This window comes from Marivivens sp. ABH4_498 (assembly GCF_056160585.1).
On the sequence record NZ_JBSWXL010000009.1, the window covers coordinates 1 to 20,745 of the forward strand.

Annotated in this window: 19 protein-coding genes, 1 tRNA gene and 2 pseudogenes; 4 read left to right on the plus strand and 18 right to left on the minus strand. The window is 56.1% G+C overall.

Going from position 1 to position 20,745, the window contains the following annotated elements:
* The 6 genes from iolC to iolG form a co-directional block, all read right to left on the minus strand.
* Nucleotides 1-944: 5-dehydro-2-deoxygluconokinase (iolC, locus tag ACXAGA_RS14860; RefSeq protein WP_475118262.1), on the minus strand; the 944-nt coding region annotated here is incomplete at its 3' end.
* A 3-nt stretch (nucleotides 945-947) separates the two neighbouring features.
* Nucleotides 948-2,060, minus strand: coding sequence for a Gfo/Idh/MocA family protein (locus ACXAGA_RS14865; RefSeq protein WP_475118263.1), 1,113 nt, complete (start codon nucleotides 2,058-2,060; stop codon nucleotides 948-950).
* Nucleotides 2,061-2,126: 66 nt separating this feature from the next.
* Nucleotides 2,127-2,906, minus strand: coding sequence for an ATP-binding cassette domain-containing protein (locus tag ACXAGA_RS14870; RefSeq protein WP_475118264.1), 780 nt, complete (start codon nucleotides 2,904-2,906; stop codon nucleotides 2,127-2,129).
* Nucleotide 2,907: 1 nt separating this feature from the next.
* Entirely contained in the window at nucleotides 2,908-4,014 is a 1,107-nt protein-coding gene (locus tag ACXAGA_RS14875; RefSeq protein ID WP_475118265.1) for an ABC transporter permease, read from the minus strand.
* A gap of 63 nt (nucleotides 4,015-4,077) precedes the next feature.
* On the minus strand, nucleotides 4,078-5,001 hold the full coding sequence (locus ACXAGA_RS14880) for a sugar ABC transporter substrate-binding protein (RefSeq protein ID WP_086452562.1): 924 nt from the start codon (nucleotides 4,999-5,001) through the stop codon (nucleotides 4,078-4,080).
* A 109-nt stretch (nucleotides 5,002-5,110) separates the two neighbouring features.
* Complete coding sequence (iolG, locus tag ACXAGA_RS14885) at nucleotides 5,111-6,103, minus strand: inositol 2-dehydrogenase (protein WP_475118266.1); 993 nt, start codon at nucleotides 6,101-6,103, stop codon at nucleotides 5,111-5,113.
* 200 nt (nucleotides 6,104-6,303) lie between these two features.
* Between iolG and ACXAGA_RS14890 the strand changes: the two genes are divergently transcribed.
* On the plus strand, nucleotides 6,304-7,317 hold the full coding sequence (locus ACXAGA_RS14890) for a LacI family DNA-binding transcriptional regulator (RefSeq protein ID WP_475118267.1): 1,014 nt from the start codon (nucleotides 6,304-6,306) through the stop codon (nucleotides 7,315-7,317).
* Between the two features lie 183 nt (nucleotides 7,318-7,500).
* Here ACXAGA_RS14890 and pyk read toward each other — a convergent pair whose 3' ends face one another.
* From pyk to ACXAGA_RS14920, 6 genes and pseudogenes are all read right to left on the minus strand, one after another.
* Nucleotides 7,501-8,715 (minus strand): pyruvate kinase, encoded by a 1,215-nt coding sequence (gene pyk / locus ACXAGA_RS14895; RefSeq protein ID WP_475118268.1) that lies wholly within the window; start codon nucleotides 8,713-8,715, stop codon nucleotides 7,501-7,503.
* A gap of 29 nt (nucleotides 8,716-8,744) precedes the next feature.
* Nucleotides 8,745-9,407: pseudogene (locus ACXAGA_RS14900) on the minus strand (transposase); the annotation flags it as partial.
* A 77-nt stretch (nucleotides 9,408-9,484) separates the two neighbouring features.
* The gene (locus ACXAGA_RS14905) at nucleotides 9,485-9,694 is read right to left on the minus strand and encodes an SDR family NAD(P)-dependent oxidoreductase (RefSeq protein WP_475118392.1); all 210 of its coding nucleotides are present in this window, start codon (nucleotides 9,692-9,694) and stop codon (nucleotides 9,485-9,487) included.
* Nucleotides 9,695-9,774: 80 nt separating this feature from the next.
* On the minus strand, nucleotides 9,775-10,248 hold the full coding sequence (locus ACXAGA_RS14910; RefSeq protein ID WP_475118269.1) for a bile acid:sodium symporter family protein: 474 nt from the start codon (nucleotides 10,246-10,248) through the stop codon (nucleotides 9,775-9,777).
* Nucleotides 10,215-10,649 carry a bile acid:sodium symporter family protein gene (locus tag ACXAGA_RS14915; RefSeq protein WP_475118270.1) on the minus strand — a complete coding sequence of 145 codons (435 nt, stop codon included), beginning with the start codon at nucleotides 10,647-10,649 and terminating at the stop codon, nucleotides 10,215-10,217. Before ACXAGA_RS14915 ends, ACXAGA_RS14910 begins: the two co-directional genes overlap by 34 nt.
* Before the next feature lie 45 nt (nucleotides 10,650-10,694).
* The gene (locus tag ACXAGA_RS14920; RefSeq protein WP_475118271.1) at nucleotides 10,695-12,365 is read right to left on the minus strand and encodes an FAD-binding dehydrogenase; all 1,671 of its coding nucleotides are present in this window, start codon (nucleotides 12,363-12,365) and stop codon (nucleotides 10,695-10,697) included.
* An 84-nt stretch (nucleotides 12,366-12,449) separates the two neighbouring features.
* Between ACXAGA_RS14920 and ACXAGA_RS14925 the strand changes: the two genes are divergently transcribed.
* Together ACXAGA_RS14925 and ACXAGA_RS14930 are read left to right on the plus strand one after the other, a co-directional pair.
* Complete coding sequence (locus ACXAGA_RS14925) at nucleotides 12,450-13,070, plus strand: TetR/AcrR family transcriptional regulator (protein WP_475118272.1); 621 nt, start codon at nucleotides 12,450-12,452, stop codon at nucleotides 13,068-13,070.
* A 263-nt stretch (nucleotides 13,071-13,333) separates the two neighbouring features.
* Nucleotides 13,334-14,091: pseudogene (locus ACXAGA_RS14930) on the plus strand (IS5 family transposase).
* Between the two features lie 40 nt (nucleotides 14,092-14,131).
* Here the strand turns inward: ACXAGA_RS14930 and ACXAGA_RS14935 are convergent.
* The 3 genes from ACXAGA_RS14935 to ACXAGA_RS14945 form a co-directional block, all read right to left on the minus strand.
* Nucleotides 14,132-14,734 carry a helix-turn-helix domain-containing protein gene (locus tag ACXAGA_RS14935; RefSeq protein ID WP_475118273.1) on the minus strand — a complete coding sequence of 201 codons (603 nt, stop codon included), beginning with the start codon at nucleotides 14,732-14,734 and terminating at the stop codon, nucleotides 14,132-14,134.
* Nucleotides 14,734-15,081 carry a helix-turn-helix transcriptional regulator gene (locus ACXAGA_RS14940; RefSeq protein WP_475118274.1) on the minus strand — a complete coding sequence of 116 codons (348 nt, stop codon included), beginning with the start codon at nucleotides 15,079-15,081 and terminating at the stop codon, nucleotides 14,734-14,736. The genes ACXAGA_RS14935 and ACXAGA_RS14940 overlap by 1 nt, the downstream gene beginning before the upstream one ends.
* Before the next feature lie 226 nt (nucleotides 15,082-15,307).
* Nucleotides 15,308-15,397: transfer RNA gene (locus ACXAGA_RS14945), tRNA-Ser, on the minus strand.
* A 108-nt stretch (nucleotides 15,398-15,505) separates the two neighbouring features.
* Between ACXAGA_RS14945 and ACXAGA_RS14950 the strand changes: the two genes are divergently transcribed.
* Complete coding sequence (locus ACXAGA_RS14950; protein ID WP_475118275.1) at nucleotides 15,506-16,585, plus strand: AI-2E family transporter; 1,080 nt, start codon at nucleotides 15,506-15,508, stop codon at nucleotides 16,583-16,585.
* Here ACXAGA_RS14950 and ACXAGA_RS14955 read toward each other — a convergent pair.
* From ACXAGA_RS14955 to ACXAGA_RS14965, 3 genes are read right to left on the minus strand one after another with little or no spacing between them, the layout of a single operon-like run.
* Nucleotides 16,582-17,298 carry an alanyl-tRNA editing protein gene (locus ACXAGA_RS14955; protein WP_475118276.1) on the minus strand — a complete coding sequence of 239 codons (717 nt, stop codon included), beginning with the start codon at nucleotides 17,296-17,298 and terminating at the stop codon, nucleotides 16,582-16,584. The genes ACXAGA_RS14950 and ACXAGA_RS14955 overlap by 4 nt on opposite strands.
* A gap of 5 nt (nucleotides 17,299-17,303) precedes the next feature.
* A complete protein-coding gene (locus ACXAGA_RS14960) occupies nucleotides 17,304-19,667 on the minus strand; it encodes a DUF3772 domain-containing protein (protein WP_475118277.1) in 2,364 nt (787 codons plus the stop codon).
* Nucleotides 19,668-19,672: 5 nt separating this feature from the next.
* Nucleotides 19,673-20,704 carry a cysteine synthase A gene (locus ACXAGA_RS14965; protein WP_475118393.1) on the minus strand — a complete coding sequence of 344 codons (1,032 nt, stop codon included), beginning with the start codon at nucleotides 20,702-20,704 and terminating at the stop codon, nucleotides 19,673-19,675.
* Between the last annotated feature and the right edge of the window lie 41 nt (nucleotides 20,705-20,745).

Consider the following 20,745-nt stretch of genomic DNA (forward strand, 5'->3'; position numbering starts at 1 on the left):
GATACCGCAAAAGCACCGCAAGCATTCGCGTATTTCAGAGCCGTCGGCCAATCGATGTTGTTGATGTCCGCGCAGTCCATCCAACCCTTCAGCAGACCCGAGAAGAACCCGTCGCCCGCGCCCAGAACGTTGAATACCTCGATCGGGAAACCCATGCCGGTCTGGCCGTCATCTAGGCTGTCAGGGATGTCGCCTTCGAATGCAACCGCGCCCAATGCGCCGCGTTTGCACACCAGCGTCGCGCCCGAATTTTCACGTACCTTACGCAGCGCAGCAACCGTGTCGGTCGATCCGCCCGCGATGTGGAATTCTTCTTCGGTGCCGACGATCAGGTCAAAGTAGTGCAAGGTCGACAGCAGTTTTTCGGTCACCGCCGCGCTTTCAACAAAACGGCTTTCGCCGTCGCCGTGACCCGCAACGCCCCAAAGGTTCGGACGGTAGTCAATGTCCAAAGCCGTGCGCGCGCCAAATTCGCGCGCCAGTTTCAGCGCCTTCAGCGTCGCCGCTTCGGTTTTCGGGTTCGACAAATGCGTGCCTGTCGCAACAACCGACCGCGCGCGTTTGATGAACGCGGGGTCAATGTCATCTTCGCACAGCGCCATGTCTGCACAGTTTTCGCGATAGAAAATCAGCGGGAACTGTTCTTCGTCGCGAATGCCCAGAATGACCAAGGCGGTCAGACGTTCAGGATCGGTCACAACGCCTTCGACGTTGACGCCTTCGCGGACCAGCTGTTCGCGAATAAAGCGGCCCATGTGTTCGTCGCCAACGCGCGTGATCAATGCTGTCTGCAGACCCAAACGCGACGTCCCGCACGCGATGTTCGTCGGCGAGCCACCAATATATTTCTCAAAGGACCCCATGTCCTCTAAACGGCCCCCAATCTGAGCACCGTACAAATCAACGCCCGCGCGTCCAATCGTGATTACATCAACGTCTTTCATGATTTATCCAATCGTCACTGGGCGCCCGTTCGAGGCTGCCATCGCATGAATGATGCGTTCAATTTGCAGGCCCTGTACAAAATCGGGGCCACGGTTTGGGCCACCAGCGATCGCGCGCAGCAGATCGCGGGCTTCGATTGTTTTTTGTTCGTTAAAGCCGAGATTATGCCCCGGTGCGGGGCAGAACGCGGTGAAATCTGGTTGGTCGGGGCCCGTTAGGTGCCGCGTAAACCCATCGGTTCTGGCGGTGTGGACCCACAGTTCGTTCATGTTTTCCTGATCGAATACAATCGATCCTAGCGTGCCGTGGATTTCCCACTGCAAACGGCATTTGCGGCCCCGCGCCACGCGCGAGCTGCAGAATGACCCTTGGGCGCCGGACGCAAATTCGACCATCGCAACGACGCTGTCTTCATTTTCGACGGGTTTCATTCCATCAGGAGACGGACGTTGCGCCACCACGGTTTGCGTTAAAGCCGTGACCGAAGACACATCGCCCATCAGGTCTGTCATCTGCGCTACCATGTGACAGCCCAAATCGCCCAAGACGCCCAAACCGCCGTGTTCTTTGGTGTTGCGCCAATTCCACGGGATCGTTGGATCAGCGCTGTAATCTTCGTCATAGACGCCGCGGAAACTGTGGACTTCGCCTAGGTCGCCATCGGCGATCATTGCGCGGGCGGCCTGGAATGCGGGGCTACGCAAATAGTTGTACCCTAACACCGTCTGCTGGTTTGGCAGGCTGGCGGCTAGGCTGGTCATTGCTTCGGCGTCGGATAGCGTCAGTGCCATCGGCTTTTCCAGCCATACGTGTTTACCTGCGCGCAGGGCGGCCTCTGCCATTGGGCGGTGCAGCCCGTTTGGCGATGTGATAGACACAACATCGACGGCGGGATCGGCGATGGCGGATTCCCAATCAGCGGTGCCTTGGACAAACCCCCACGATCCGGCCAATGCGGTCGCGGCCTCTGCGTTCGCATCGCACAGCGTTACCAAACGCGGACGCGCGCCGCCAAAAACCGTAGAAACGTTATTCCACGCCATCGCGTGGCATTTACCCATGAAACCCGTGCCGATAACGGCAACACCTAATGAAACCTCTGGCATGTGATCCATGGTTCGCTCCGTTCATAAAATCAGGTGCGGGCGACGCCGTAGCGGCATGTCGCCCGCCAGGGAGGATTAAATGGTACCGCCCAAGGACCCTTCGAGCTGGGCAAGCTCTTGGCCGCCTGCCATCAGGTCCTGCAACTCAGGAGCGGTGATTTCGCCTTTGACAGCTGTGCCCAGAGTCTGACCGCGGTTCAGCACGGTGAAACGGTCCCCAACAGCCAGTGCGTGACGCACGTTGTGGGAAATGAACACGACGCCCACGCCTTGGGCGCGTACACGGTCGATGGTGGACAAAACGTTCGATGTTTGACGAACGCCCAAAGCCGAGGTCGGTTCGTCCAAAATCAGAACCTTGGCCCCGAAATACACCGCACGGGCAATCGCGACCGTTTGGCGTTCACCGCCCGACAACGTGCCAACGGCCTGATCCGGCGCACGCAGGTTGATGCCCATTTTGCGCATCTCTTCCATGCAGATTTCGTTGGCGGCGTCGATGTCGAACCGTTTCATGATACCGCGCCCTTTTGTCGGTTCACGGCCCATGAAAAAGTTGCGGGTGACGCTCATCAACGGGATCATGGCGAGGTCCTGAAACACGGTGGCAATGCCTGCCTCCATCGCGTCGCGAGGGGATCCGAATTCCAGTGGATTACCTTCGAATGTGATCGACCCAGCGGTCGGTTTGTGTACGCCCGACATCGTTTTGATAAAGGTCGACTTACCCGCGCCGTTGTCGCCCAATAGGCAGTGACATTCACCAGGGGTCACATCAAATGTCACACCATTCAACGCAATCACGTTACCAAAGTGCTTTTTGATGCCTTCCATATGGATAATAGGGTTGGTCATATCAGCGCTCCCCGGTTACGCGTTTGCGGATCACGTTGTTGAACACCACAGCAAGCAACAGCATGCCGCCCAAGAACACTTGGAACCAGTCCTGGTCAAAGTTGGTGTAAGTCAGGCCGATGGTCACCATGCCAAAGATAATCGCGCCAAAGAATGCGCCGATCGCCGAACCATAGCCGCCCGTCAATAGGCACCCCCCGATAACGGCTGTGATGATGGCTTCGAATTCTTTCATGAAACCACGGCGCGCGTCGGTTGAACCCGCGTCAATCACTGTGATTATCGCAACCAGCGCAGCAGCCATTGCCGTTACCATGAACAAAGAGATTTTGACCTTTTTCACAGGAACACCGGAATTCGATGCCGCATTTGAATCGCCGCCCGTGGCGAACACCCAGTTACCAACAGGAGTGCGCAGCAGGACATAGGTCGCGATCAGTGCAAGCGCGATGAACCACAGGATTTCAACAGGAATACCCGGAACCTTTGGGGCGCCATTGCGGAAGGTTTCGACCAGACCAACAGAGGCTAGCCACGAAAACAGACCAGGCAGCGCATCGCCCGAAAACAGGGTCAGCAATGGGTCGCCTTCGACCGCGTCACGCACGCCGCGCAGCTGTGTGGACCCGCCCGAGAAAATCTTTAGCCCGACCAGCGACATACCGCGCAGGATAAACAGACCCGCCAAGGTCACAATAAAAGATGGCAGTCCGGTGCGGATCACGATCGATCCATTCACGCCGCCAATCGCCGCCGCTGCGGCCATTGTCAGCGGGATCGCAAACACCAGCGGCAGGCCCAAATTCACCACCAGAACGCCAAAAATCATACCGGCAAAGGCCACCATGGACCCGATCGACAGGTCAAATTCGCCGCCGATCATCAACATCGCAGCCGCGATACCCAGAATACCCAACTGCGCCGCAGGGGTCATAAAATTCATAATGCCAGACAGCGTAAACATAGCGCTATCGGCTGTAATCATAAAGAAAACCGTCACAAGGATGACGCCGCCAATCGCGCCAAGTTCGGGGCGTTTCATAAGTTTTGTTGCGAATGACTCGGCCTTTATCCGTTCGTCATTTACCGCGGGGGCGTCCGTTGCCATTTAAGTTTCCTCCCAGTTTTTTGGTGTCGGGCCGCACCTGATGCGCGGCCCGACGATGTTGAATTAGCGGATGCCTTGTGCCGACAGTTCGATCACTTGGGCTGCGCTATCTTGGGTCACCAGATTTGGACCCGATGGTACGTTGCCGCCTGGCATCAGGCCGAATTCTGCGTTCAGCGCTAGGAAAGCAACTGGCAGATAGCCCTGCAGGAACTGCTGCTGGTCGATTGCGAATGCTGCGTCACCGTCAGCAACCGCCTGTAGGAAACCAGCCGACAAATCGAACGATGCAACCAGAACGTCGTCGCGGCCCAGTGCCTTGACTGCTGCAACAGCAGGTTCACCAACCAGCGATGCGCCCAAGCCCAGAACGGTGTCTACATCAGGGTCGGAATCCAGCGCTGCGCGCACTTTGGATTCAACCTCGGCTGGGTCGTTTTGGGTTGGGATCACGGTGACCTCTTGGCCGAAACCAGCTGCGAAACCTTCGCAACGCAGGTCCAGCGATACGTTGCCGACCTCTTGGTTTACACAGATGCCTTTGGTGCCGCCCATTTGTGCCAGACGTTCACCCGCAGCCAGACCTGCGTCATATTCAGACTGACCAACGTGCAGCAAAGCACCCAGTTCTTTTGCAACGTCCGAACCCGAGTTCATCGAGATCACAGGAATGCCAGCAGCAACCGCACGTTCGATCGATGGCCCCAGCGCATCAGCGTCAGGGATCGAAACAACCAAACCGTCAGGTTCTTGGTTTACGGCGGCGTCGATCAACTGGCTCATTGCGACCATGTCAAAGGTTTCTGGCGAACGGAATTCAACGTTTGCGCCGGTATCTTCGCCCGCTTTTTGAACACCGTTTTTCACAACCGACCAGAATGGATCGTTTGCTTGACCATGAGCCACAACGATGATGTCAGCGGCCATAGCAGGCGCGGCAACAGCAACAGCCGCAGCGGTCGCAACAGTAGCTAGGAATTTATTCATTAGGTTCTCCTCCCTAGGAATGAATGGCAGTATGTTCTGCCGTTTTGATCGCGCACGTTTGCACACGATTTCGGATGCGCGCCGCATGGGACGGCGCGCAAAACTGGCGTCAGTAGCTGACGTTAACCGCTTGACCTGTTTTGAAACTTTCGGTCGCGGCTTCGGCCATCGCCAATGCGGCGATACCGTCCTCGAGCGTGACCGGCATATCAGTTCCGTCCAAAACGGCCGAAACGAATGCGTCCCATTCTGCCGCGTAGGCAGGCATGTAACGTTCAAGGAAAAAATAGGTTGGTTTGGCAGACACAACGCCGGCTGTCGTCGATTTGACGACCGTGTTTTCCAGCATGTTCTGCGCCTGAAGCAATCCTTCGGAGCCCAACAGTTCGACCCGCTGATCGTATCCGTACACAGCGCGGCGGCTGTTTTTGATCACGGCGATACGGCCATCGGCATAGGTCATGGTGACAACTGCGGTGTCCACGTCGCCTGCTGCACCGATTTCAGGATCAACGATGGACGTTCCGACCGCGCGGACTGACACAGGGCGTTCGCCCATCAGGAAATTCGCCATATCGAAATCGTGGATCATCATGTCTCGGAACAATCCGCCCGACACTTTGATATAGGAAACGGGGGGCGGCGCAGGGTCGAACGACGTGACCGACAGCAATTCAGCCTTGCCGATTTCGCCCGAAACCAAGGCACCGCGCACGGCGGCAAAGTTCGGATCAAAACGGCGGTTAAATCCGATCATCACCGGTTTGCCCGTGGTCGATGCAGCGGCCAGACAAGCCTTGGCGCGTTCCAACGACAGATCGACAGGTTTTTCACACAGAACCGCCTTGCCCGCTGCGGTCGCGGCTTCGATCAGGTCCGAATGCGTGTCAGTGGACGATGCTACCAGCACCGCATCAATTGTGTCGTCATTCAGGATATCATCGACGGAACGAGCCTCTGCCCCGTGTTCTGCCGCCAATTTTTCAGCGGCCTGCGCATAGACGTCGGCCACAGCAACCAAACTAGAGCGCGGATTGCCCCCGATATTCACGGCATGCACCTGACCGATACGGCCAGCGCCGAGCAAACCAATTTTCAGCATTTTTTCCTCCGTTGGGCGCAATGTCGAGTCGCACTTAATCGCCTCTTGGGACGTATCGTTAGCAACTTTGCACTCGAGTGCAATACCCCTTTTGCTCTCGAGTGCACATTTTTTGCTCTCGAGAGCAAAAGAGATCAAACCGACCACTGGATTTGGGACACCCCACGCTGTAAAAGAAGTGCACCCAAAAGGAATTTAATGTGACTAAAACAAAACAGAGCTCCAACGTGACAGCCGACGACGTGGCCCTCGCAGCTGGTGTTTCGCGTTGGACTGTGAACAGAGCGTTCAAAAAGGACGCGTCGATCTCGCCAAAATCACGTGACCGCGTCATGGCGGCGGCGCAAGAGCTGGGCTATGTCCCCGACCTACGCGCCGCAGCGCTATCCTCGGACCGCTCTAACCTTGTGGCGTTGCTCGTGGACGACTTTGCCAACCCCCACAAACTGGTGATGCTGGAGCGGCTTACTCGCGCATTGCGTGCGCACGGGTGGGACACGCTGCTGGTCAACACACTCGACGCCGAGGACGCTGGCTCCGCCCTACTCAACGCCTCCCGCCGCCGCGTGGACGCGACAATCCTTATTGGTATTCAATTCGATGATGATGTGCTCGCTGCAGCGCAATCCTCGCGGCGCTTTCGCAAGTTGATCATTTTTGCGCGCACATCGAACTACCCCGACACCATCTCAATCGCCGTCGATGACGAGGTGGCAACGATCGAAATCGCAAAATATGTCCTGGCCAAAGGATATCGTCATCCGATGTATCTCGCAGGCCCGCGCACGGTGTCGGCCCACCTCAAACGCAAAGAGACTTTTGATGCGTTCTGGAAAGCCCAGTTCGGAGTCGAGCCCTTTAGCATGTCCGTGGCTTCATACGACCCGCTGCTTGCAACTCAGATCATCACACAAACACTCTCATCGCGCCCCTTGGAACGCCGCCCCGATATCATTGTGTGCGAAAACGATGCGCTCGCAATAGGAACCATAGATGCGATCCGCCACAATCTTGGCCTCCGCGTCCCGCAGGACATTGCTGTAATCGGCTTTGATGACGTTCCCCAGGCTACCACACCTAATTATCGGCTGACCACCTACCGCCAGCCCATGACCGAGATGGCAAACTATGTCGTAGAGGTGCTTGAGCACGACGCCGATGTCGATCTTGATAAAGTGTTTCTAGGTCGACTGGTCGTACGGGACTCCGCCTGAAGAAAAGTTTGGACAGCTAGTTGAGGTGCACCTAGAATTGCATATTCCTTGAGCGTACACACGCGGCGAGATATCGTAAATGTTCTTAACATTGGCCTTTGCGCGCTGAAGCGATGGCTGAACCCCTGAAAGTAAGCTAAACGCGCTCCACTCAATCCGGGCAAGTCCAATGAGCGGGCGATTTTAACGTACTGTAGCGACCCGAATGTTGTTTGTGCTACCGACCTGACCGAATGGCACGCCCGATAGGACCACCATTTTATCACCAAACTCTGGTTGCAATAAGTTTCTACATTCTAACTTGGCCGTTTCGACCATGCTGTCGTAGTCCATAGCAGCCGACTCCAACACTGATCGCGCGCCCCAGACCAGCGCCAGCCGGCGTGCCACACAAAGATCGCGGGTCATCACCACGAGGGGCAATTTCGGGCGGCGTGCAGCGACCCGCAGCCCCGTCAGACCGCTCATTGAGTAGGCCGTGATGCAGACAGCATTCAAGGCGCAGGCCAGTGTCGCACCCGTGTCGGCAATCGCGTCAGCATCGCTTAGGCAAGCCTCTCGCGATGAAGACATGGCCGCCTCGTAGAAACTATGCCTCTCGGTCGAGCAAATGATCCGATCCATCACTTCGACGGCTTCTGTTGGAAAGTCGCCTGTAGCACTTTCTGCCGATAACATCACCGCGTCCGCGCCGTCATAAATCGCCGTGGCAACGTCCGACGCTTCGGCTCGGGTCGGTGTCGGGGATGTAACCATAGATTCCAGCATCTGCGTCGCCACAATGACCGGGCGGCAGGTGCGTCGACACAGAGCGATGATTTCTTTTTGACGGGCGGGCACGTCCTCAGGAGGTATTTCGACGCCAAGGTCGCCCCGCGCAATCATGATCGCGTCAGATTTTTCAACGATCCCTTCAATTTCCACCAGAGCGGAGGGCTTTTCTATTTTCGAGATCAAGCCAGCACGACCGTCGATGATTGCCTTAATTTCATCGAGGTCAATAGCCTTTTGCACAAAGGACAACGCTACCCAATCCACACCGTTGTCCAGCCCGAATTGAAGGTCGGCGCGGTCCTTTTCGGTTAGCACGGGTAAATCCAAAATGCAGTCAGGTAGGTTGACCCCCTTGCGATCACTGACTTTTCCGCCTTCCAAAACTTCGGCCTCAATCCGGCCTTCTTGCTTGTTCGTGACCCTTAGGCGTATCCGCCCATCATCGATGAACAGGCGGTGGCCCGTTTCAATGGCATCAAAGATTTCTGGGTGCGGGAGGGGCAAGCATGTTTCGCCCTCAACCGTTTCTGATGGCAGGAAACAGACCTTCTCGTGCCGGTCCAGAATGCGTGATCCGCTTTCGATGCGTCCAAGTCTGATCTTCGGTCCCTGCAAGTCCTGCAAAATACCAATGGGCGCGCCAAGCTCTTTTTCCAGCGTGCGTTTGGCCGCGCTTCGACCAGGATCGGTGCCCGCGTCCCGATCGCTTTGCGGCGGGCTTTGCGTTTGCGGACTGTTAAGGTCGTCGGGAAAACAGTCCCCCAGACTGTTTTCATTTCCTCCTCCATCTTCGCGGTAGAGTCGATAAATCCGGTTGATGCCAGATGGTTCGCCCTCACGGCGCAACAATACGAACAGCCGGCGGCAACCGAACCGCCTCCGTTCGTTTGCCAGCTCTCGCAACCGGCCACGCAAGGCTGTATCTGGCGCACGTTGCGCAACATAACGGACCATCTTGCGATCCGCGCCCGCAATCCGGCACGCCCGCTTTTCCGAGAACCCGAACTGGCTTCTCAGCTGCGCGACCGCCTCGCGCTTCGCGACGGGCGCTACCACTTTTATGAAACCAACTCACGCATCGCTGCCAGATCCAGCATCTGCTCGGCCAGCAGCTTCTTCACCTTGGCATTCTCGTCTTCGAGTGTCTTCAGCCGCTTGGCTTCAGGCACAGTCATCCCGCCAAACTTCGCCTTCCAGTTATAAAAAGTGCCTTCGGCCATGCTGTGCTTGCGGCAAAGGTCGGCACATTTTGAGCCAGCCTCATGCTCGGTCAAAATGCCAATGATCTGTTCGTCCGTAAATCGTGTGCGCTTCATTGTCTGTCCTCAACTTGGATCAGACTCTAATCAATAATGGAGGAAAAATCCCGTGGCAGGTCAGTCTCCGTCACACCCTAGAAGTTGGCGTGCGCAGACATGCCAGCGTTATTGACTAGAATATCGATCCGCCCAGTGCGTCGCACGGTTTCTTCAATCAGGTGATGACTGGCCTGCTTGTCGGTGACGTCCGTCGGTATGCATTCGACTCGCGTTCCGAAGCGGCGCAGCTCCTGCGCCACCTCTTCGAGTTTGTCGGCACGGCGCGCAGCGAGAACAAGCGTCAGCTTGCTTCGCTCCTTTTAGGCCATTTGGGTGACCAGTTCCAGACCGACCCCTTCGGAGGCGCCCGTTACAATGACAACGCTCATCCTGCCTTTTTACCTCGGCGGTTCAGCCACATGCCAAAGAGCATTGCTGTCACATACATCGAAACCGAGTAGAGCGCGGCGGGCAATGCAATCTGGAAATTCTGCAACACGGACACAGCGATATAGAGCGCCAAGGTCGAGTTGTGGATCCCGATTTCAAAGCTGATTGCGCGCGAAGAGCCTTCGTCCAGACCCGCCCAATGCGACACGAAGTAACCGGACAGAAGCGACACCAGATTGAACACGATGACCGCCGGGCCAAGGCTTGCATAGCTGTCAGCCAATGCGTCCCATTCCGACACAACTGCCAACAGCGCAAAGCTGGCAAGCACCAAAGCCGAGATGATCTTGAACGGTTTTTCCATCTTAGCGGCAACGCCCGGTGCAATCGCACGAACGGCCATGCCGATCGTGACGGGAACCAACACGACGGCGACTACTTGCGCGACCTTACCCAATTGCAGCGGCACAACCGCGCCTTCGGATCCGGCGGGTGCAAAGGCGGAAATCGCGAGATTGGAGATAGCGGCAACGTCACAATCGCCAGCACGGTGTTGATTGCCGTGAGCGAGATGTTCATGGCGACTTTACCACCAAAGAGATGGCTGAACAGATTTGCGGTCACTCCGCCCGGCGACGCTGCGAGAATAAGCAGTCCCACAGCGAATGCCGCGTTCAGACCAAATCCCCAAGCGATGGCGAAACAGGCGATCGGCAGCAAAACCACCTGCAAGGCCAGAGCCAGCGCGACCGCTCCTTTGTATTTCAGCACGCGAGCAAAGTCGCCGACCGTCAGCTCGAACCCCAATCCAAGCATAACCAATGCCAGCGCGATAATCAGAAGATCCGGCAATACTTCCAAGATGTTCATTTCGTTCTCCTCCCTGATGCGCCGCGAAACTGCGACGTTCTTTTGTTACTTCGTGTCCGCCACCGCAGTGCGTCCGGCCTGGCGCCCCGAGAATATACAACCTCCCAGGAACGTGCCCTCCAAAGCACGGTAGCCGTGATACCCACCGCCGCCGAAGCCTGAGACCTCGCCGGCTGCGTAAAGCCCCGGCATGACCTCGGCGCCCCGCCCTGCGGCCTGATGGAAACAGCGCCCCCCCAAGTCGGTTTCAATCCCGCCCAGTGTTTTGCGCGTCAAAATGTTGAGCTTCACTGCAATGAGTGGCCCATGCTTCGGGTCTAGGATTTTGTGCGGTTTTGCAGTGCGGATAAGCTTGTCACCGATGTAGTTGCGATAAGTCCGCACCCCCATGATCTGCTGATCCTTGGTGAACCTATTGTCGATCTGACGATCGCGGTCTTCGATTTGGCGCTGCACGGTGTCGACGTCCAGCAGATCGTTGCCCGCAATCGCATTCATCTTAGCCACAAGGTCTCCGAGGTTGTCTGCCACCGCAAAATCCTCACCGTGCTCCTTGAATGCCTCCACAGGACCCGTTGCTTTCGAGCCAAACGCGCGACCCGCAACCATTTTCCAGTCACGTCCCGTCAGGTCCGGATTTTGCTCCGAACCCGAAAGCGCAAACTCTTTCTTGATGATCGACTGGGTTAGGATGAACCACGTGTAGTGATAGCCCGTTTCCATGATATCCTGCAGCGACCCAAGACTGTCGTAGCCCGGATAGTTTGGCGCTTTCATACGCTGGCCTGTGGCGTCGAACCACATCGATGACGGCCCTGGCAAAATGCGTATCCCGTGATCGGGCCAGATCGGATCCCAGTTGCGCACGCCTTCGACATAGTGCCACATGCGGTCTTTATTGATTGTGTTGGCCCCTGCCTCCTCGGAGATGCCGATCATGCGGCCATCTACATGGGCGGGAACGCCTTTGATCATATGCGCAGGCGGCTTACCGAGACGTTCTGGCCAACTCGCACGCACCAGATCGAGGTTGCCACCGATACCGCCGGAACAGACGATCACAGCGGGCGCGCGCAACTCGAAGTCACCCACGACGTCGCGATTGGTAGGCTTGCCCCGATCCGACGGATCCGGCGCCAAAACCGAGCCCTTGATCCCGACGCAGGCCCCTGCCTCTACGATCAGGTTGTCGACCTGATGACGGAATTTGATATCGATCTTACCCACAGCCATCATGGCACGGGCGCGGGTTTCAAAGACCTCTACGATGCCCGGCCCGGTGCCCCAGGTGATGTGGAACCGTGGCACGGAATTGCCATGAGACGAGGAATCAATCCCGCCGCGTTCAGCCCAACCTACAATCGGGAATGTCTTGTGCCCCATAGAGCGCAGCCAGTCACGTTTTTCGCCCGCGGCGAATTCGACGAAGGCGCGCGCCCATTTCTGTGGCCAGTGGTCTTCGTCGCGGTCAAAACCTGCTGCGCCCTGCCAATCCGCCCATGCCAGATCAAAGCTGTCTTTGACTCCAAGCCGCCGTTGTTCGGGCGTGTCCACCATGAACAAGCCACCAAGCGACCAGAATGCCTGCCCCCCCAGATTGGCCTCGCTTTCTTGATCGACGATAAGAACCTTGGCGCCGGCGTCAGCCGCCTCGGTTGCCGCGACCAGACCTGCCAGACCACCGCCGACAACGATGACATCCACTTTGTTGTCCATGGTTTCCTCCTCCAACCTATGGCACACTTGAAAACAAGTATGACTTCAATACAGCATTGTATCGAAAGCTTTGAAAGGCAAAGCATGATTGAGGAACAACGCAACGTCACCCAAACCGCGCGCCTGCGCCGCCCCAAACGTGAAGAAGTCCGTGCACGTTTGATTGAGGGCGCAATGCAAGCTTTTGCAGAGAAAGGGTTTTCAGGCGCATCAATTGACTTCATTTGTGAGAAAGCGGGTTTTTCGCGAGGGGCCTTTTACTCGAATTTCGAGGATAAAGACGCCCTGTTCTTCGCTCTTTATGAACTCAGAACGGATCGGCTCTACGCACGCTTGAGCCGAATCGCGACCGCAGCGCGGGAAGCCGACGACCCCATGAATTTGCTCGCGCAGGAACTCCGCCAAACGGACGAAGACGAGCTGAAATGGGACATCCTCAATAAGGAATTCATCATTCACGCCTTGCGCAACGAAGCGGCACGCAAGCGGTTGCTGGCCTCGCGTGAAGGCAGCAAGGCACGGCTCTCTGATATCTTGCTCACCCTGCGCCCTGAGTTGGCAAAGACACCGGAAACGCTTGACCGTTTCTGTCGCATCATTGTTGCCCTCCATGAAGGAGAGCTCACCCAGCTCGGTGTTGACCCTTCGCTGAAGGCGCAAAGCTCGCTTCTGGTCGACGTTGTGAACTGGGTCTTTTCGACCTGAACTGTTTACGCCGCATTCGCGCACCAGGGGGGGTGCGACGCCGACGGACGCAGGTCTGCGTAAGAGGCAATACGTTCTCCATCGCCCACTTCGTTTCAGGATCCTCTGACAGAATTTGGACGATTTCCGCTACAGCCGCGAATGAAGACTGCCCCGTTTCGACAGGCCCACCAAAGCTGCGATGGGCATGTTACGCGCTAGGCTTAGGACCCATTGATTTCCCGTGAGCAGCTAGATTCAGCGTTCAGAAAACGAGTGGTGATATGTCTGATCTCTTCTGGCTGAGCGACCCGCAGATGGCGCGTTTGGAACCCTACTTTCCGAAACCCCACGGCAAGCCTCGCGTCGATGATCGCCGCGTCCTGAGCGGTATTATCTTCATAAACCGCAATGGGTTACGCCGGCGGGATGCGCCGAAAGAGTATGGTCCGCACAAGACGCTCTACGACCGTTGGAAGCGGTGGAGCGAAAAAGGCATCTTCGTCCGGATGCTGGCCGGGCTGTCTGCCGGGCACGGTGAGAAAAAGACGGTGATGCTAGACGCGACCTAACTCAAGGCACATCGCACGGAGACCAGCCTGGGCGTAAAAAAAGGGGGCGTGGCCGCCTGATCGGTCGCACCAAGGGCGGCATGAATACCAAGCTGCATGCCATCTGCGATAGCAATGGCTGCCCGATCAACTTCTTTGTCTCCGCCGGACAGTTCAGCGATTACATCGGGGCGCGGGCACTGCTCGGCAGCCTGCCGGATGTCAACTGGCTGCTTGGGGACCGGGGTTACGACGCCGATTGGTTCCGAGAAGCGTTGCAAGACATAGGGATACGCGCGTGCATCCCGGGCAGAAAACAACGCAAGACGGCCGTGAGATACGACAAGCGCCGCTACAAACGGCGCAACCGTATCGAGATCATGTTCGGCAGACTCAAGGACTGGCGGCGTGTGGCAACCAGATACGACCGGTGCCCCAAGGCTTTCTTCTCCGCCATCGCTCTCGCCGCAACCGTCATCTATTGGCCATGAGTCCTGAGGCTAGCTTGATAGCTCGCGCACCGACTACTGCTCACGGCCTGCAACCTGTCGAAACCTCGAATTCCCTGATTGCAATCAGGTGTGCATCAACCGTCTTTTCATCCCATCGACCTGCATAGTCTTGCCACTCTAGCAGGATGCGATCGTTCGCGGTGGGCGTCTTATCCGCATAAAGGTCCTGAATTTTCACAATACGAGCGGGAACTGGGACTATAACTTCGTCTCCGTAGTCCGGAGGTGTGTTGTGAATCTGCGCTTTTTTAACGGCGTCGCATTCGGTCGCATGTAGTATCTTTGACAGGACCAGCTGACAGTTCGGGCATTGCGACCAAGCGCTTTGCCGCCCGCCCGATAAGTCGATTTGATCATGGTCGGGGCGCACGGCCGCCCTGCACTTCAAACAAAAGAATTCTCCGAACCGTAGTTCATGCTTTCTCCGTGCAGCTTGCATTTCATGGAACTTGCTAAGCGCACTGCCTCGAAAGATCTGGGTGCCTTCGCAGGGTGACGGCATCAGGCCGGATCTTACCCAATTAGAAACAGTATTGTGGCACACGCCATAAAGCTCCATCACGTGCTGGACGGTGTAAACTTGGTGCTTTTTGCAACGGATCGATTTGTACGAACGGGCCATCAATCGATCCCCTGTCCTTTGCGGCATTGAAGGGCGTAGGCCTCAATATCCACAATCGCCCAGCGGGTCGTACCCTTGGCCAGCTTTATTGGACTTGGAAACCCTGGTTCTGACTTCACCCACCGCCAAATGGTGGCTTTGGTGACACTAAAGAACTCTGCGACTTCAGTGTCTTTCCAGTACTGGCGCTGCGGCACGCCGGACACCTTCGATACAGGTGTCTTGGACCCAACCGTCGGCGAACGCAACATACCTGGGCGTTTAGGCGCAACCTGCTCGTCAGAAGCGAAACCTTGAAAGGAAAATTGATCTGAGGCGTGTTTACGCGTTCTGCGTTTATCGGACATGTATCACCAGCCAGAAAATAACTTCTAAGGGTTTGGTGGATGCACATCCTATGCCTTCCAACGACTCGAAACGGCGTGCCGCGTCTTATCGCACCTAAACGCTGTCAGATGAGACGCGATGCGTCAATACGCTTTTTAACCGAAATTTCGTGTGGGGCTGAATGTGGGGCCGGCGACATTCTTAACAACAAAAAATGTTATTATTCATAAACTTAACAGGTGTTTATGGCGGACAGGAAGGGATTCGAACCCTCGAGACGGTTCCCCGCCTACACACTTTCCAGGCGTGCGCCTTCGACCACTCGGCCACCTGTCCGAGGCGGGGTTTATCCTGACAGCGCGGGGGATTGCAATAGGCGCAAGACAAAAAAATCATATTACTTTGATAGGTTGACAGTCGGGCCAAAACCGCAAATCTGCACCTATGACGAACGATCCGATCCCGACGACAAATCAAGCCAGAGTTCAAACCGCTGCATTGGTCATTATCGCCGCTGCAATGGTTCTGTTTTTGCTGGTACAGGCCCAGTTTATGATGATCGCGCTGGCCGTGGCGATCATATTATTTTCGTTAACGTCAGACGTGATTCAGTTCATCGCGCGGCAGTCGGTTGGGCCATTCCGCATCCCGAACTGGATCGCCAGTATCGCCGCGCTTTTTCTGATTTCGACCGCATTGCTATCGCTGTCGTCGATCCTATTGACCCAAGTCAACACGGTAATCAGCCTGACATTGGAATATGCTGAACGTGCGCCATCCGCAATTGCGCAATTGTTCAGCTTTATGGGCGAAGACGTCGAAAGCGCGATTCATAGCGCGATTTCGGGGATTGAATTCAGTGGATACCTGCAAACGCTTGCCGGTCAGGCCGGCAATGTGACGTCATTCACAGTTTTGGTGATCCTTTTTGTGGGCTTCCTATTTGCCGAACGCATCTGGTTCGAAGCCAAGCTAAGCAATCTGGTAACGGACCCGATCAAAGCCGCCCGCATCGCGCGCATCACGCAATCCATTATCCACCGCGTGAACTATTACCTGTTGGTCAAAACGCTGATCAGCGTCGCGACAGGTGGTTTGGTCTATTTCCTAGCCACGTGGTTCGGTTTGGAATTGGCCGCTGCTTTGGGCATTTTGACATTCGTTTTGAACTATATCCCCAACGTCGGGTCTTTGGTCGCGACACTGCTGATTGCGCTGGTCGCCTATATCCAGACCGAGGATCCATCCGTGACATGGATGGTGTTCGGTATCACGTCGGTTATTCAGTTCACGATGGGCAATGTCATTGAACCGATGCTGATGGGGCGCGCGCTGCGCCTGTCATCGTTTGGCATCATTATTTCGCTGGCATTCTGGGGCGCTGTTTGGGGCGTACCGGGCATGTTTTTGTCCGTTCCAATCATGGTGATGATGATGGTGATCTGCAGCCACGTGCCTAATTTGCGCCCCGTCGCCGTGTTGCTATCACGCGAAGGATTACCAGATACGGAACAAGACCTTTAATCCAAGATCACATTTATACGGCGGTTCTGCGCGCCCTTCTTTTCGATTTTGCCAACCCGTATGGGCCCAATTTCCGCCGTCGATTTTACATGCGTGCCACCGCAAGGCTGCCAGTCAATCGTTGTATCGGCATTGCCAATACGCACCATGCGTATCTGCCCTGTTCCGCGCGGCGGTTTGACTGACATGGTTTTCACCAGATCGGGCTGCGCGTCCAGTTCGGCGTCACTGATGTAGGATTCCGTGACCACATAATCCCCAGCAATCAACGCGTTCAGCGCCGTTTCGATTTCTTGTTTGTCCGCAGGCGCCTCTGGCATATCGAAATCAAGCCGCCCTTTTCCAGTGCTGATTGATCCGCCCGTCACGGGCAACGGCACAACGACCGATAACAAATGCAGCGCGGTGTGCACGCGCATGTGGCGGTAACGGCGATCCCAGTTGATCTCTTGTTCGACGGCCTGACCGATGGGCGGTAATGGCGCGGGTTCGGATGGCACCAACACGATGCTTTCCCCCTCGCCTTTTACAGCGACCGCGATATCCAATCCGCCGCCCTGCCATTCTAGGCGTCCGCTATCGCCGGGTTGGCCGCCCGATGTCGGGTAAAACAGCGACCGATCCAAAATGATCCCGCCTTCAGCCGTATGTCCGACCACGGTTGCAGTCGCATTACGTAGATAGGCATCAGCGCGGAACAATGGGTCGGTCATGTGGTCTACTCTTCTATGGGGCGTAAACTTTCTGGATTTCTGATCCAAAGATCACGTTGGGCGAACGGAATTTCAATACCCTCAGCGGCAAAGCGTTTGGCGATTTCATGGTGAATTTCAGATTTTGTAATGTGCATAAAATTCACATCACGCAGTAGCGCACGGATTTCAAAATCCAGACTGTCGGCACCGAACCCTGTGAACAGAACCGCCGGAGGCTGCGACAACAGGACCATGGGGTGCGCTTCGGCGATTTCTGTCAGGATTTCTTCGACGCGGTGGGTGTCAGTGCCATAGGCGACGCCAACCGACACAATGATCCGCCCGACCAAATTGCCACGTGTCCAGTTTGTCACCTGACCGCTGACCAAATCGGCGTTGGGAATGATCACATCGCGCCGATCAAAGGTTTCGATCCGCGTTGCTCGCACCGAAATATCGCGAACAACGCCCATTTGGCTGTTCACCTCGATCCAGTCACCTTCGGAAATTGGGCGTTCGATCAATAGAATGATACCCGACACGAAATTCTGTACGATGGTTTGCAGACCAAAACCGATACCGACCGACAGCGCACCAGCCACAATCGCAAGGTTCGACAGATCGATACCTGCCGTCGTGATCGCAACAACCGCTGCCAGAAAAATACCCAAATATCCCAGACCGGACACAACCGCATTCTGTCCGCCGATATCCATACGCGTCTTTGGCAGAACGGTTGACCGCAGCGTGCCTTGGACAAATCTGGTGATGGCGTAGCCAGCCCCAAAGACAAACGCAAAGGTGATAAAGTCGGTCGGCGAAATCCGCGTATCACCAATCTGGAACCCTTCGCGGAAACGCGTCCACAGCTCTAACAGGTCCGCCTCTCGGGCACCCCAGACCAGCGCCAATATAGGCACTGCAATTAGCAGCAATACAAAACCGATCAGCACCGGGATCAGCGCGTCCCCTGCACTATCGGGTGCGCCGGTGAACAGGATATACAGATCCACCACCAACCGCTGCAACAGCAGGACAAGCCCCAGCACCGCCAGCGTGGTGACCGCAGGATACAGCAACGATTGCGATGCGATACCATATCCCAAAATGCCCAAAATAGGACCGGCAATCGCGATGACAACCGCCGCCTGACCAATAAACGCATAAATACGGTTGCGAGACATGGCATCGGTATTTTCGCCCGAACAGTGCCGTTTAATCAGCACGCCAAACTGGAACAAAAAGATCGCGACCAGGATTTCGATGGGCAGCAACAATAGAGATGTCGTTTCGCTGCCGCCAATATCGGCAATCACGACAACAATCGCGCCCAATGCCAAAACCCAGCCGATTTCGCGGGTCAGCCTGCGTCCTTTGCCCAGATAATCTGCATCCATCGCCAAAGGATTGGCAGTACCGCCATCTCCGCCAAAGAAACGCCCCGACAGCCAATATGCAACGATCACATACAACGATGCGTCAGGTATCGCATTGGCAATCAACTGGCCGCGATAGCCCAATACCTCGCCTGCTTTTGCGGCGGACACCAACAAAAGCACTCCGATATAAGGCACAACGATCTGCCCCAGCGAAATCACGAACAGCCAAAAACCGCGTCCGATCGTGTCACGCGATGCCACAGTTGCCTGTACGCGCATCACCAAACGGCGACCATACACCAACAAAGCCAGCGCAAGCGCAAACAGCAATGACGCTGCCGGATATGTGGCCATCCAATCGCCATTTGCGGCATCTGCTGCCACACGCGCAGATGTTTCGGCCCACGCAGCGGACAGCGTGGACGTCACCGCCGCAATTGCGGTCACCCAGTTTTCCCAGACCCACGGGCTTTCGCCGCGGGTGCCTAAACGCTTTGCTTCGCTGGCGCGCAGGGTCGAGTCAATTTCGCTGATCAAACCGTTCGCGCGTGCATAGGCCTCTTGGGCCAGAACGACAGGTGCTTTTAGGGCGTCTAGTTGGGCGTTCAGCTCGCTGCGGCGATTTGCGATGGCAGCGGCTTCCTCTGCCCCTTCTTCGGGGGCGGCACCCAATGCGGACAACTGCGCCGAAACGGTGGAAATACGCGCCGAATTGACGGATTGTGCATTCAGCAATGCATCCCGCCACGTCGCAAGTTCATTGCGCAACCGTTCTAGTGCAAAATCGGTGCTGTTCGGATTTTCCAACGCCTGTTCGGCTGCAACGGCAACCGCATTCCATGCATCAACGTCGATCCCCGTCTGGGCTAACGCGTCTGTAGGCGATGTATCCTGAACAGCAACCGTTTCGACCTGCTGTTCAGGTTCGGTAGAGGAAACTAATTCCTGCGCGGTGGCGAAGTTACCCGCCACCAGCAAACCCGCCACAAGGCAAATCTGGCGGAGCATTTTCATCAGTCTTCGAAAACGCCAGGGATCGATGATGGTCCTTGGCCTAGCCAAGCAGGCACCGGCAAACCCTTGGATTTCAGGAAATCAGGGTTGAACAGTTTCGACTGATAGCGCGTGCCATAGTCACATAGGATGGTGACAATCGTATGCCCCGGACCCATTTCTTTGGCCATGCGGATCGCGCCAGCGATATTCACGCCGGACGAACCACCCAGACACAGGCCTTCGTTTTCCAGCAGATCAAAGACAACCGGTAACGCTTCTTCGTCGGGGATCTGATAGGACATATCAGGTGTGAAGCCATCTAGGTTCGCGGTGATACGCCCCTGCCCGATCCCTTCGGTGATGGACCCACCTTCGGATTTCAGCTCGCCTTCGGTGTAATAGTTGTGCAGAGCCGCGCCCATCGGATCAGCCAGACCGATTTTAACGCCTTTCGGCTGAAGCGCCATGCCGACACCCGCAAGCGTTCCGCCCGATCCAACCGCACAGATGAAACCATCGACTTTGCCGCCTGTCTGTTCCCAGATTTCCGGACCCGTGGTTTCAATATGCGACTGGCGGTTGGCGACGTTATCAAACTGGTTTGCCCAGATCGCGCCATTCGGTTCTGTCTTTGCCAGCTTTTCAGCCAGACGCCCCGAATAACGAACATAGTTGTTTGGGTTTTTATACGGCGCCGCAGGCACCTGAACCAATTCTGCGCCCGCCAGACGCAGCATGTCTTTTTTCTCTTGGCTTTGGGTTTCGGGGATCACAATCACCGTTTTGAACCCCATCGATGCGCCAACCAACGCAAGACCGATACCGGTGTTGCCTGCGGTGCCTTCGACGATTGTGCCACCTGGTTTCAGGTCGCCGCGGGCAATCGCATCTTTGATGATATATAGCGCCGCACGATCCTTGACCGATTGACCGGGGTTCATGAATTCAGCCTTGCCCAAAATGGTACAGCCCGTTGCCTCGGATGCGGCGCGCAGTTTGATCAGCGGCGTGTTTCCGATTGCGTCAGCTAGGTCTTTTTTGAATTCCATTTTCAGGCCTTTCATTCTTTGGTCCTGTGTAGGCTCCATAC